The 13,379-nt window shown below is 59.0% G+C and carries 10 protein-coding genes; all 10 read right to left on the bottom strand.

What is annotated here, in order from left to right; translation table 11 throughout:
* Positions 1 to 17: 17 nt before the first annotated feature.
* A complete protein-coding gene (locus IAE48_RS14340) occupies positions 18 to 530 on the bottom strand; it encodes a hypothetical protein (protein WP_200134790.1) in 513 nt (170 codons plus the stop codon).
* On the bottom strand, positions 523 to 1,140 hold the full coding sequence (locus tag IAE48_RS14335) for a phosphatidylcholine/phosphatidylserine synthase (protein WP_200134789.1): 618 nt from the start codon (positions 1,138 to 1,140) through the stop codon (positions 523 to 525). Before IAE48_RS14335 ends, IAE48_RS14340 begins: the two co-directional genes overlap by 8 nt.
* Positions 1,137 to 2,672 (bottom strand): AMP-binding protein, encoded by a 1,536-nt coding sequence (locus tag IAE48_RS14330; RefSeq protein WP_200134788.1) that lies wholly within the window; start codon positions 2,670 to 2,672, stop codon positions 1,137 to 1,139. Before IAE48_RS14330 ends, IAE48_RS14335 begins: the two co-directional genes overlap by 4 nt.
* Positions 2,659 to 3,714 (bottom strand): hypothetical protein, encoded by a 1,056-nt coding sequence (locus IAE48_RS14325; RefSeq protein ID WP_200134787.1) that lies wholly within the window; start codon positions 3,712 to 3,714, stop codon positions 2,659 to 2,661. Before IAE48_RS14325 ends, IAE48_RS14330 begins: the two co-directional genes overlap by 14 nt.
* Positions 3,695 to 6,394, bottom strand: a complete 2,700-nt coding sequence (locus IAE48_RS14320) for a phosphoenolpyruvate synthase (protein WP_200134786.1) — start codon at positions 6,392 to 6,394, stop codon at positions 3,695 to 3,697. Before IAE48_RS14320 ends, IAE48_RS14325 begins: the two co-directional genes overlap by 20 nt.
* A gap of 11 nt (positions 6,395 to 6,405) precedes the next feature.
* Positions 6,406 to 9,036: a phosphotransferase gene (locus tag IAE48_RS14315; protein ID WP_200134785.1), complete on the bottom strand. Its 2,631-nt coding sequence runs from the start codon at positions 9,034 to 9,036 to the stop codon at positions 6,406 to 6,408.
* A gap of 17 nt (positions 9,037 to 9,053) precedes the next feature.
* On the bottom strand, positions 9,054 to 9,971 hold the full coding sequence (locus tag IAE48_RS14310; protein ID WP_200134784.1) for a UbiA family prenyltransferase: 918 nt from the start codon (positions 9,969 to 9,971) through the stop codon (positions 9,054 to 9,056).
* Positions 9,972 to 10,291: 320 nt separating this feature from the next.
* Positions 10,292 to 11,836, bottom strand: a complete 1,545-nt coding sequence (locus IAE48_RS14305; RefSeq protein ID WP_200134801.1) for an MFS transporter — start codon at positions 11,834 to 11,836, stop codon at positions 10,292 to 10,294.
* A 432-nt stretch (positions 11,837 to 12,268) separates the two neighbouring features.
* Positions 12,269 to 12,505 (bottom strand): hypothetical protein, encoded by a 237-nt coding sequence (locus IAE48_RS14300; protein WP_148285679.1) that lies wholly within the window; start codon positions 12,503 to 12,505, stop codon positions 12,269 to 12,271.
* Positions 12,506 to 12,599: 94 nt separating this feature from the next.
* Positions 12,600 to 13,370 carry a (S)-acetoin forming diacetyl reductase gene (locus tag IAE48_RS14295; RefSeq protein WP_200134783.1) on the bottom strand — a complete coding sequence of 257 codons (771 nt, stop codon included), beginning with the start codon at positions 13,368 to 13,370 and terminating at the stop codon, positions 12,600 to 12,602.
* Positions 13,371 to 13,379 lie beyond the last annotated feature (9 nt).

The raw sequence follows: 13,379 nt of genomic DNA, 5'->3' as shown, positions 1-13,379 counted from the left end.
TTTTTTTTATCTCTGCATCAGAAGCGGCTCTTTTTAAGCCCGAGCGAAAAGAGCGCTAACTTGATGACCGGCACGCTGAGGATAAAGAGCGCCAGCAGAAGCAGAACCTGGCGCATATCCAGCGCCAGCAGCCAGCCGCACGCCAGCGCCACACCGAGGCCGGAGTCCGCCTGGTCGATAAAGAGAAACAGCCACCTACCGCGCGCGGGCAGCGTGCCCGGCGCAATCCCCAGCGCCCGTTTCAGCGCCGAATTTGGCAGCTCACCCAGCATATAGCCCAGCCCCGTTGCCGCACCCAGCAGCCACGGGTTTTCCATCTCATTTGCCAGGCAGAGGGGTGCCACCAGCATACTGATAAGCGGCACCACCACCATGCCGCGCCAGGTCTTGTTGCCACCAAACAGACGCACATTGAGCGGCACCGCAAGCCCGGGCAGCACGTTGCAGGTTACCACCGCCATATGCACGCAACCGGCAATAAACACCGGCAGCAGCAGTTGCCAGAGCGCCCACAGGGAGGGGTTATCCATGCACGCCTCCGAGATGCAGCAAGCCGAACAGCGCCGCGCCGCTAAGGCAGATCATAACCAGCGTCATCAGCGAGGAGAACTTCGGGAAGGGGCGGTTGAGAAGCATCGCCAGGCTGAATAACGTCAATGCCACGCTCAGCAGCCGGGCGCAGATCAGCGGCGGTAAAGCGAGGGCCAGCAGCGCCCAGCCGCTAAGGATAAAGAGGCTCCAGAAGACCGGCATGCCCAGATACGCCAGTGCGGCATGGTGGGTGATATTGCCGCTTTCATTGAACCGGGAGAGGCGGAGCGCGCCGCACACCACCATCAGGGCGAGAAAAAAGGCGCTGCCGCCGCGATAGCCGCTGAGGTAAAAAATCAGCGCGGGTGCCACCAGGTAGAGCAGCAGATCGCAAAAGCCGTCAAGGTAGCGGCCAAAGGAGCGTTCACAGCCGAGCCAGCGCGCCAGTTTGCCATCCAGCGCATCGGCCAGCATCGCGAGGTAAAGCAGGCTGATACTGAGCCATAGAGCGCCGGACAAGGCGGCACCGATCCCGCCGAGGGCGATAACCATGCCCGTCAGCGTCAGGCAATCCGGCAGCGACAGACGGCAGATAAAGGGATAGTTCATCCTTGCACCTCCGGCAAAAACGCTTTTAGTTTTCGCCGTGCTATCAGGCAACGCAGCCGCGCGCGGTCGATACGGCTGTGATGCCGCGCATCGACGGGCAGCTTCGCGCAGAGCCAGAAGCGGACCGTCTCGTCGGGAAAGAGGGTTGCCAGCAACGGCGCGGCGGTGCGGCACTGCGCCGCCTGTTGCAGCACCACGCCAATCTCCCCCTGCGGCCCCTGCACCACCGCGCTGGCGGCGATCCCCGGCAGGCCATTAAGCTGCTTTTCCACCGGATAGGGCGAGAGCGTTAAGCCCGACGGCGTGCGCAGCTGGTCGGCGATCCTGCCCGTCAACCAGAGGCGCTGCTGCGCGTCGAGAAAGCCGCTGTCTCCGGTGCGATGCCAGATGCGCCCCTCGGGATCGCGGATTTTCGTGCGCTGCTCCGCCTGCGGGTTATCGAGATAGCGGGTCAGCACCTGCGGCCCGCAGACCAGGATCTCCCCCTCCTCCCCTGCGGGCTGAGGAACCCGCTCGCGGGCAATAAGGATCGCGGTTTGCGGCCCCGGTCGCCCGACAAGGTAGCCAGGCTGCCGATCCCAGGCGTCAAGAAGCTCGTCGACGCTAACATTGCTGATGGGATCGGCTTCCGACGCGCCATAGTTAACCGCGCAGGCGGCCTTCGGGAAATAGCTGCGGGCAGCCAGTAACAGCGCCCGCGTTACCGGCGCACCGCCAATAATCACCTCTCTTACCGACGCAAAGGTACACGGCTGAACTTCGGCATAGGCGACAAGCTCTCTTAGCCAGGCGGGCGAGACGCTCAGGCGCGTGATCTGTTGGGCATTAATCGCGTCGGCAATCATCTGCACCGGCAGGTGGCCCTGCTCATCAAAACCGGGCAGCAGAGAGCAGCAGCCCGCGTGAAAATGGCTGAACAGCGTCAGGATCGGAAAAGAGGTCACATCCCGCTGCTGGCGGTGTGGAAAGAAGTGGCTCATCGCCTGACACTGCGCCCGCAGCGAGTGGTGGGAGCGCACCACGCCTTTTGGCGTGCCCGTCGATCCGCTGGTAAAGGTCAGCAGCGCAGTCGCCTCGTCATCAAGATTTTCCACGCGAAAAGCGGTGTTAACGCCCTCCGGCTCTGCCTGCGCTAAAGGGGCGGTAAAGAGCCGCGGCGTATCGAGCGTAAAGCGGCGAATCATCCATAGCTCCGGCAGCAGATACCAGCCCTTCCCGGCGTTCTGCGCCACGATCATGGCGCTCAGACGCGCCTGTTTCAGGCAACTGCGCAGCTGCGGGCGCGCCATCTCTTTTTGCACCAGTACCGGAATCAGCCCGGCTCCCAGCATCGCGTAGAGCAGCAGGTAAAACTCGATGCCCGGCGTCATCAGCAGCAGCACGCGCTGGCCAGCATGCAGCCCGCTGCGCTCCAGCCTGCGTTGATACACCGCCGCACGCGAGAGAAGCTCGCCATAGGTGACAGTTTCCCCCCCGGCACAGAGCGCGGGAAGCGAAGGGGGCTGGTGCAGCAAAAAGTCACAGAAGTTCATGGCGCACATCCCTGTAGTAGAGTCCATAGTGGTGAAAAACCTTGTTCGGGCTGCAACAGGCGCGCAGCGCGGTGGCGGTTGTCGGCCCTTTCCAGTTAAGCAGCGCCGCACCGAGGCGCGGCCACTGGGCATCGAAGCTGAAGAGAAAGCGGCGCACCAGCGTGGCGTAGAGCAGAGAGCGGCGGTAGCGCGGCACAATCATGATGGTTTTGAAGATCCCCGTGCGCTGGCGCTTATCCGCCAGCGTAAACAGCAGCCCGGCGACATCGCCCTGCGGGCCGAAGGCGAGACAGGAGCCGGGTGCCTGGCAATAGGGTTGCAGCGTACCGGCGTTAAAGTGCCAGTCGAAGAGCGCCTCGCTGCTGATGCTCCAGCCGATATTGTTAGCAAAGTGCCGGGTGATGAGCGCATACAGCGCCTGCCGGTGCGCCTGCCACAGCGCGGGCGTCAGCGGCTGAAGGGAAAAATCAGCGGTGCGCCAGCGCCCGGGATCCTCTCCCGGCAGTGAGAGTTGGCGCACCACGTTTGCCTCTTCAAACAGCGAGAAGTAGCGCGCCAGCGGCTGAAACCCCATCTGCCCAAGCAGAAGTTGATACCAGGGCGGGTTATAGGGTTCCCCGGCAAACGGCGCGCAGGTCGGCGTATCCAGCCGCAGGCGAAATTTACCTAAGGTGCAGAAATTAATCGGGCCGATAAGCCGTGAGGCGCCCTGTTTTTTCGCCCAGCGCATCAGGGCGCGAAACAGGCGATGGTTGGGAATGCGGTTATTGATGGTTTCCCAGAAACCAAAGTTGACCACCGTTTCCCCGGCGGCGTTGAGGGTGGCGAAGCCCGCCAGGCGCGCGCAGTCCCGAATGTAGCCGGTCCAGACGCGCCCCTGCTGCATAAAGGGGTTGGCGGCGCTGAACTGACGCGTCATCACAGCCTCATCTTCGCCCGGCCAGAAAGGGTCATGGGCATAGATGTGCGGTGCAATCGCCAGAAAGCCCTTATCCAGCGTATCGCCCGCCTGCCACTCCTGCTCAATCAACGGTCGGTTCATTTTCCCCTCTCCCTCTCTCTATGCCGCGCGTAATCTGCCCCTTCGCGCCATCCATGCGAACTACCTCGCCCTGCTGAAGCTGGCGGGTCACGCCGGGTACGCCAACAATCGCCGGAATGCCCATCTCGCGGGCGACGATGGCGGAGTGCGACAGCGTCGATCCGCGCTCGACAATCAATCCGCTAAGGCCCGGAAAGAGCGGTGCCCAGCCCGGATCGGTGCGCAGAGTGCAGAGGATGGTGCCGTCCAGATTGCTCGCCTTCTCCGGCGCGAGCACCAGGCTCACCGTCGCTTCTACCGTGCCGGGGTAGCAGCCGGTGCCTTGCAGCTGCGTAACCTCCGCTGTCGGCTGCGGCGCGGCGTGTAAGGTTTGCTGCTGGAATAGCGTCTGGGTAAGGGAGAGACGGTTAGCCAGCTCCTCCTCCTGCTGATAACCCGCATATTCGGCGCGGCGCTGGGCGATAAGTGTGGTTAAGCCCGTTTGCACCGCCGTTCCCTCAAGCCCCTGGTAGATCTCCTCCCGTGTCAGCCAGAAGATATCCCGGTCGCTCTCCAGCACACCTTCCAGTGCCAGCTGGTGCCCCAGCTGGAGATAGATATCGCGGTAGAGGGCGAACATTTTTGTGCGGGTGAAGCGCATCGTTTCACGGTGGTGGATCGCACGCCTCAGCCTGCTGAGATCGCGCTTGAAGCGCGCCAGCGCGCGTTTGCCCCGCGTCTGCTGTAAACGGCAGAAGACTCTCTCTTCCGCTGCGGCCCGCAGCGTGCCCGTCGGCTTTTCGTGCACGGTTTCGCTGTTCAGGTAGTTACGCAGCACGTTAAAGAGAAAACGGGGATCCTGGCGTAGCGTGATAGTTTCCAGCTTGAGTTCGCCAATGGTGCGATCGCCGTAGCGTTCGATGTAGTCGAGACACTGCTGGTAGAAGTGCTCGTCCAGCGCTTTCAGGCGGATAAGCAGATGAGCGCTGGCATCGCTCTGAATCAGCGCCGCCAGCTGCGGGCGTTGGCGGGCATACTGGCTCAGCGCCAGCAGATGCCGGGTCGGCTCCGTGCTGACAAGTTGCCCCTCGTCCGCCAGCAGATCGCCGCTCATTTGCTGATGCTCATCGGGCCAGAGTTCGCGCAGCAGCGCCTGCACCTTGCCGTTGTAACGGGCCACGTAAAAGTCATTCACAATTGGCGCGGTCCAGCGCGCCAGCAGGAGTTGATCAAGGTATTTAAGCCGGACGATAAGCTCTGCCGGAGAGAGGGTGTGGAGAGCGTCGCGATCGATATAACTCTGCGCAAGAGTGTAGTTATGCAAAAAGTCACGGATGCGCGGTTCAAGGGTGAAGAGCGCCCAGCCAACCCGCGCCCCCATCTTTAGCATCGCTGGCAGCGCGGCGAGCTTTTCACAGGTGGAGAGCTGCTTATCCCTGATGGTGTCGACCGGCTCCTCCAGCCCCATCATCGCTTCCATATCACGCTTATTCATCCTGAACGACGGCAGCAGTTGCAGGGCGCGATACCAGTTCTGGATGTTGTAGTAGACCCGCCCGCGCACCAGGCTGAGCATATTGTCGGTGATGGCCCGGCGCTGGTCGAGCTCCCTGGCAGAGCAGCCCACCAGTTGCAGGGTCTGCTCATATACGGTGGCGTAAGCGGCGCGGGCAAAGGAGAAGGTGAGCGGCGTCGTCACCCCGCAGTAAGACTCCTGAATATTGGCATTGTCACAAATCAGCGTCTCGCTCACGCAGCCGCTATCTTTCGGCAGATGGGTGATGGGGCGGGTTTGCAACAGGTAGAGATGGTTATCTTTGAGCGTCCACTCAATGTCCTGCGGCGCGCGCAGCGCCCGGGCGATGGCGGCGCCCATATCGCGCAGGGCGAGGATCTGCGCTGCCGTCAGCGAGGATGCCGCAGCCTGGTCGGCAGCAAGCTCCACCTCGCGGGTGCCGCTGCCGCGCTTGCGGTCAAAGACCAGCGCGGTGTTCTTCTGGCTGAGGGATTGCGTGAAGCTATTGCCCTCCAGCGGCACGCTAAATTCGTCGGTGCTGCACTGCCCGGAGACGATCCCCTCCCCGCTGCCCCAGGCGGCGGAGATAAGCATCGTCCGGCGCGACCCGCTGACCGGGTGCGCGGTAAACAGCACGCCTGACACCTCGCCTTCGACCATCTCCTGAATAATGACCGAACAGTGGATCGCGCTTAGCGCCAGCCCTTTGCGCAGGCGGTAGGCCATGGCGCGCGCGCTCCATGTCGACATCATCACCCCTTTTACCGCATCCACCAGCTGCTGCTTGCCGCGCTGAAACAGAAAGCTGTCCATCTGCCCGGCGAACGAGGCCTGGCGGGCATCTTCGTCGCTGCAGGAAGATCGCACCGCCCACAGCATCTCGTCGTCAAGGGCATCGAGCGCCTGCATCAGCGGTTCCGGCAGCGTAAGGCGGGCGAGGCGCGCGCTGATTTTCCCGGCAAGGGTTTCAATCTGATCGGCGGGCATCTGTGGTGAGAGTTGCGCCATCAACTGCGCGGCTTTTGCATCACAACGCAGCATCTCATCCATCGCGCTGGCGGGGATCACCCACCAGTTCGGTACCGGATAGCCGTGGGCAGTGAGCCACAACAGGTTGGCTGCCTTGCCGCCCAGTTGCTGCTCATTGAGGGTAGCCGCTTCTGCGGCAGAGTAGAGATAGTTCACGGTAACTCCTTTTAGATCCGTTGTTGGCTCAGCCCGACCAGATGCCCCCAGGTGCGCAAAAGGGCGGGGAACCAGGGCCGTGGCTTAACGTGATGAAGCATCAGGTAAAATGACAACCGGCGCAGGCCGAAGTCGCGCAGGGCGAGGCAGAAACCGCGATACCACTCCCCGGTATCGATAGCGGTGCGCAGCCGCGTCGCCAGCTGGCTGCGGTGAAACTCCACGTGATGTAACAGCGTTGGCAGCGTGGCGCGCTCATCTAGCGTCCACGTTAATAGCTCAGCCAGATCGCGCTGCGGAACATGCAGCGTCGCCAGCTCCCAGTCCCAGCAGCACAGCCGCGAATCCTCCCGGCGCAGCGCGATGTTGCGCGGGTTAAAGTCGTTATGCACCAGCGTTCCCGGCAGCGTCTTCAGTTCGCGCCACTGCGCCGCGCTGTTCTCGGCGCAGTCCAGCCAGTGGTGCAGCAGCGATGTGGTGAAAAGCTGTGGCGCGGTGCGATGGCTGAAGGCGGCGATGGCCTGCCACAGCGGCACCATGCTGTTAATTGTGTCGGCAGAGGGAGAGTTGATATGGCGAAAGGTGGCCTGCAAAGCGTCATGGCGGCGATACCAGAGCGCATGAATATCGGCGATGCCCCGCAGCGCGGCATCGATCTGCGGCTGCTGCCAGCGCACGCCGCTGGAGAGGCTGTTAAGCAGCACTTCTTGCCCGAGCAGCTCCTCAATGATGACGCTCTGCTTGCCATCTTCGTAGGTGCCGTAGAGCGTCGGCACATGGCGGGTAAAGGCGGGATCGCTTTGCGTGATGAGCGCCATCTCCCTTTCGCGCGCGTGGCTGAACTCGCTGGCAGGCAGCAGGCGCGTAAGCAGTTCGGCAAGCTCGGGCGTGCAGCCTGCCGCCAGTGAGTGCAGCAGTTGGGCTATCGCATCGGTTGGTGGTTTGTGCTTCAGTAGCGCCGCCACCTGTGTGCCATCTTCACGCTGAAGTCGATAGGCAAACAGGCCGACGGGCAGCGTCGCGCTGTGCGAACTGAACGCCGTCAAAATACTGTCCTGGTTTCCCTGCCAGCACACCGGCGTGATGCGTGTAGGTGGTTGCTCGCCCCACGCGGCGGTATAGCGGGCGTGCTGAAAGCAGCGGTGCAGCGGATCGCCTCCCCGCCTGCCCGGCGGGGCGTTACGCCGCGTTCGACCAAGCCGCTCATGGGATTTGGCAAATTCGTCGCTCGCCAGCGCGCTGAGGGTTGAGATATCGAGCGCCAGGCAAAATGAGGCGATGATCTCCGCCAGCCTTTCGCTGCCGTTGGCGCCCTGGCAGCCCAGCATTTGCAGGCACTCAGCCTGGTCGGGAAGCGCGGTCCCGCCGCCGACGGTGCCAATCACCAGCGCCGGAAGCGTCATGCTGCAATAGACGTTGCCCTCTGGCGTGAGGCGCATTTGCAGCTGCGAGAGGGAGGATTCATGGCTACAGGCGATATCCTGGCCGAGCGCGGTAAACATCGCCGCGATAACATTAGCGGTATTGATATTCACCCCGGTCATGCCCGCAGCGACGGAGCCTTCACAAAAGCCGTGAAACGCCCCGACCAGTTGCGCTGGCTCAATGCGCAGACGGCGGCGGCAGGCGGCGGCGGTGAGCGTCGCCTCGGCGATAACCTGGGTTCCCCTGCCCTGCGCAAAGCTGCTCCACGAGCTTTTCTTATCGCTGGAGAGGTTGCTTTCCAGAATGTAGCGCTGGGGAGTTAACGCCAGCGGAAGATGCGCGAGGATCCAGCGGCACGCCTGCCAGGTGCAGGTGGTGGTCATATTCTGCCCGGCGGCATCGGCGGTGTGATAGGTAAAGGTCAGATGCACGGCATTGCCGATGATGCGCGGCGTCAGGCTGGTGAGGCGCGCAAAACGCGAGTGCTGGCGCACAATGTCGCTGATGTCGGTGAAATAGTCTTCGGCCCAGGCACTGAACGCGAGCGCGTCGCGCACTGAGGGAAATTCGAAGCGCGGCGAACGCATCATCCGCTGACCGATGACGCGCACTGTCGCCCCGCCGCTGTGGGTGATGGCGCTGGCACCGCGCGAAACGGAGGCCACCAGCGCCCCTTCGCTGGTCGCCAGCGGTGCGTAAAAGATCCCCTTCGCGCGCCAGCCGTTGATCAGCAGCGGGCCGGCAATGCCGACGGGAACTTCAACCGAGCCGATAAACCCCTCAAGATGACTTTGCAGCTTTTCCGCCTGCAGGCGGGTGGTAGCGATCTGGTTTAAAGCGTGGCCGGTGTGCTGACGCAGCCAGGCCAGCCTCGTTTGCCGTGCCTTCTCGCTCCAGTCGTAGAGATGGCGGCGGGGTAAGATGGCGGCACATTCAGGGATGTCATCGCGCGGGCGGCACAGCTTTAACTGCCAGTAGCACTGTTTATTCTCCTGCGGCGAGCGGCAGGTTAATGTCGCCAGCCACTGCCCGCTCTGCTGGCGCTCTTTATGCAGGATTTTTAGCGCCGGGAGCTGTACCGCCCGATCGTAGAGAGATAACGCGCGCTGCGGGTCCGTGATAAAGACATTACAGCGCTCCTCGCTTTCAAATAAGAGTGTAAACTCAGCCGGGCGTATATCGACAATTGTCGCCGCAATTAAAGATTCCATCATCATTATTCCCTTCCCTTGCGCTACAAATATATTTCAACGATACACAGCAAATATCCTGTCAGCATTGCCATACCGACCATCGCTTCATTTCTTTTTCTGTTCTGTTGATTGGCATTAATCAGAAAAATCAGCAACTGGCTTATGGTGAAGAAATTAATAAAAGCACTTACCGCATAAAACCAGATTGATACCGCGCCGGTTTTGCACAAAATAAGAAAATACTGCACGATGACCATCAATATCAGCAGGCCGATAATCATCACTACCGACCGGGGGCGACCATATAATTGCGACCAGCTGGTGACCTCTTCGCGATCCTCGTCCGCCCCTTTACATTTCCGGGTAATTTCAAAACTTAAACCGCATAAGAAGGCGAGCAGCATCAGCAAAATAAGCGGCAGATTAAGCGTTGCCGCAGGCGAGGCGAGGGTTGCCAGCCAGCCGATAACAAACGGCATCACCAGCGTGTGGGAGAGCGCATAGAGGGAGAAGTGCTGTTTAAGCCACTCGTCGACGAAAAACTCTTTTGACATCAGCAAGGTCCAGCAGAGCAGCAGCCCCCAGCTTAGCCATATCTGCGGCTCGCCATCGCTGAGCAGCGCGATGCCGCCCAGCTGGACAAGCATGCAGAGCGCGCCGAGGAACTTCAGGTGAGTGAGGCTGATAATGCCCTGCTGCAACACTCTCTGCGGGTGGTGAAGGCAGTCATCGGCATAATCTTTATGTTCATCAAGCACGCGCAGCAGCAGAAAAAAGGAGAGTGACAGCAGGCCACCGAGAGCAATTTTTACCTGGCTACTACTCTCTTGCGCGGGTAATGCGACGGAAAAAGATAAAAACCAGAGAATAAAAAAGAGGGGGATATTGGTTAATGGAAAACGTTCATTTACCCATAAAATCATTCGTGAAAACAGCGATCTATTTTCTATAGTGGTCATAGCAACTCCCTGTAAATAATTATCCGAAAACAGAAAGATCGACACCGTTAATTACGTTAATAACGAGAAAACTCCGTAAATAAATAAAATAGCAGTACGTGCAGAGCCAATATAATTCTCCGCCATTGCAGTTTCATTTAAAAAAACCGCCTGATGTGATCGCTCTCTAATAATATTAAGAAGTTATTACTTATTCGTTATAAAAGACGAAACAATAATATTCTTCCCTTAGTGCTTTTAGGATTAAATTATTTGATTGCGTTGGGAGCTGGAAATAAAAAAGGCCACGCTGACAAGCATGGCCTTGATGAGCGGTAATGTTAGCTCAGCGAGGAGGTGGGTGTGGCAGATTTTAACGCGGGTTGCGGTACGTCGCTCCACAGGGTGTCGTAAGCGTGGCCGGTGAGATCTTCAACAATATGGCGCGCTTGTGGCGTCACGTTCTGCTTCAGGCCGCCCGCCTTCAGGCGATCGAGCTCTTCGACAAAGATGCGGTGCGTGCGCTTATTGAGATGGAAGGTCAGTGCCTGCCATAGCGCCACCAGCAGCAGACCAACGGTGCCGACAAACAGCAGCATCACAATGGTGTTGATCGCTTCCTGCGGCTGCACCTGGCTGCCTTTGACGAAACCACCGCTTTGCAGCAGCAGCCCCACCGCAAAGGTGGCGATGGCCACCGTGGTTTTGCGTGAGAAGGTCATCACCGCAGCGAACAGCCCTTCGCGGCGCTGGCGCGTCACCATTTCGTCAATATCGGGAATAAACGGGAAGACGTTCCACGGCGTGAACTCCAGCACGCAGCGCCCCACCTGATAGACCCCGGCGAGGATCACCAGCATCAGCACTTTGTGCTCGGTCGGGAATTGATAGACCAGGAAGAAGCCCGCCAGGCAGATCATCATCAGGCTATAGGCGAAAACATAGAGGCGCGAGGGGCCAAATTTGATGATCGCCACCCCTGCCGCCAGCGTCACCGGCAGGCCAACAATGCTCATCGACAGCAGCGTCCCCGCCAGTGACGATGAGACATTCAGGCAGTAAACGCAGAAGAAAACGAACACCGTGTTGTAGACATCTTTCGCGGTAAAGGAGAAGAGGTAGATAGCCAGATGTTTACGAAAGGCGCGGATCTTGAGCGTAGAGGCATAATCTTTAAACAGCGCGCCAATGCCGGAGAGCGTCTGTGCCATGCTGCGCTTCTGCGCCGCTTTCTCCATCTCGGCCAGCATCTCCGGCGTTAACTCGCGCTCCCAGGTGACGCGCCAGGAGATAAAGACGCAGACCATAAACAGCACTGCGAAGACAATGCCGTTGATGAGATACGCATCGGCATTCTTCTCGCCCAGCCAGCCAATCAGCAAGCCCGGAATAAAGGTGGCGAGAAAGGTGCCGGACGCGGAAAGAAACATGCGGCAGGTTGAGAGCTTGGTGCGATCGTTAAAATCTTTCGTCATCTCTGATGGCAGCGTCTCCCAGGGGATCAGCACCATCGCGGCGATGATCTCAAAAGCGAGATAGACGGCGAGATAGAACCAGAAGTTCATGCCGTTGAGCCAGAGCAGGATATAGACCAGCATCAGCGGCGCGCCAATCAACAGAAAGAAGCGACGGCGGCCAAACTTTTTGCCTAAGGCATTTTTATAGAAGTGGTCGGTAAAGCTGCCCATAAACAGGCTGACGATGGCGTCAACGATGCGGGCAATGGCCACAATAGAGGCGGCTTCCAGCGGTGACAGGCCAACAAAGGTGGTGTAGTAGAAGAGCAACCAGGCACCGATCACCGTAAAGGCACCGCCGCCCATAATATCCGTCATGCCGTAGCCTATGCTGACAGGGATGGTGACTTTGCGCTGTTTACGACTCATCATCCCCTCCCGTATTTTGATTAATCATTTTAGTTATCAGAGACATAAAAACCCCATCTAAGGATTATCGCGTTAACCGCTGGCCGCTGTTTTGCGCAGCCAGATTGAGGACGCATGCTTCACGGCACCCACGTTATCTCTGCTGATGATTTCAAGTCTACTACCATACAAGATGAAGTGATGAAATTGTGAGCTTCGTTATAAGCCGGGAAAAATAACGCGTAGAGGGGATGAAAAAGTCAAAAAATGCGAGGCAGCGCTGAGTTTATTGCGCCTGACGTGCATCAGCACTGATGACCTTAAGCGGTGCGGAAAAAGAGGGGGTGTACCTGTTCATCAATGAATAAGAGAAGAGAGCCCGCCGCTGACGGGCCGTGCGTTAGCGCGCACAGTTCATTCCAGTAGCTGTAGCGCATGACGAGGTGGAAGCGCTCACTTTTCATCGTAAATCCACATTGAGGGGTGGTAGTCGAGACCGTAGAGCAGGCCAAAGGGAATAAGCAGCGCGACATGACGCCCGGCATCAAACTCCCCCTCCTCTACCGGCACACTCAGCGGTGGGGTGAGGCGTGAAAGCCATTGTTGCAGCCGTTGTTTCATCAGCACGTACTCCAGCAGAGGGTTGATGCTGTCAGTAAAACGCACTTTGCTGCGCAACCAAAACGACAATTTCTTCGCTCGTTTACCGAAAAACGCAAAAGGTGTAGATAAAAAAAAGCCCCTGCGCGAAGGCAGAGGCAAGGCCATGTCCGAGCCGTAAAACTTAGTTAAAGACCATACCGCCATCAATCAGCAGAGATTGTCCGGTCATGTAGTCAGAATCCGGGCTTGCAAGGTAAGAGACGCACGCGGCGACATCTTCCGGCTCTGACAGGCGGCCAAGCGTAATGCGTTTCGCGAACTCTTCAGTACCGTAACCGATCGGTTTACCCGCCGCTTCAGAGACCTGACGGTCAATCTCGGCCCACATCGGGGTTTTAACGATCCCCGGGCAGAAGCCGTTAACGGTAATGCCCAGCGGTGCCAGATCGCGTGCGGCGGTCTGGGTTAAGCCGCGTACCGCGAATTTACTTGAACTATAAACCGCCAGTTCCGGGTTGCCGACGTGACCGGCCTGTGAACAGGCATTGATAATTTTGCCGCCGTGTTTTTCCGCTTTGAAGGCCTGAATCGCCGCCTGCATGCCCCAAATCACGCCTTTCACGTTGATGTTATAGACCTTGTCGATCACCTCTTCGGTGATGGACTCAATCGGGGTGGAAGGCGCAACCCCGGCGTTGTTGACGATCACGTCAAAGCCGTTCAGTTTTTTGCGCGTCTCTTCGATCGCAGCAAACACCTGCTCGCGGTTGGAAACGTCAACGGTGACGGCAATCGCGCTGCCGTTGCTGGCGTTGATCTCGTCGGCCACCGCTTTTGCGGTCTCACTGTTGTAGTCGGCAACGGCGATGGCAAAACCATCTTTTGCCAGACGCAGAGCGATTGCGCGACCAATACCCTGGCCGGCACCGGTAACAAATGCCACTTTTTTCATAACGACTCC

This window comes from Kosakonia sp. S57, from assembly GCF_016516575.1.
Lineage (GTDB): Bacteria > Pseudomonadota > Gammaproteobacteria > Enterobacterales > Enterobacteriaceae > Kosakonia > Kosakonia cowanii.
Note: the sequence above shows the minus strand (reverse complement) of the source record. Positions and strands in the feature narration are given on the sequence as shown.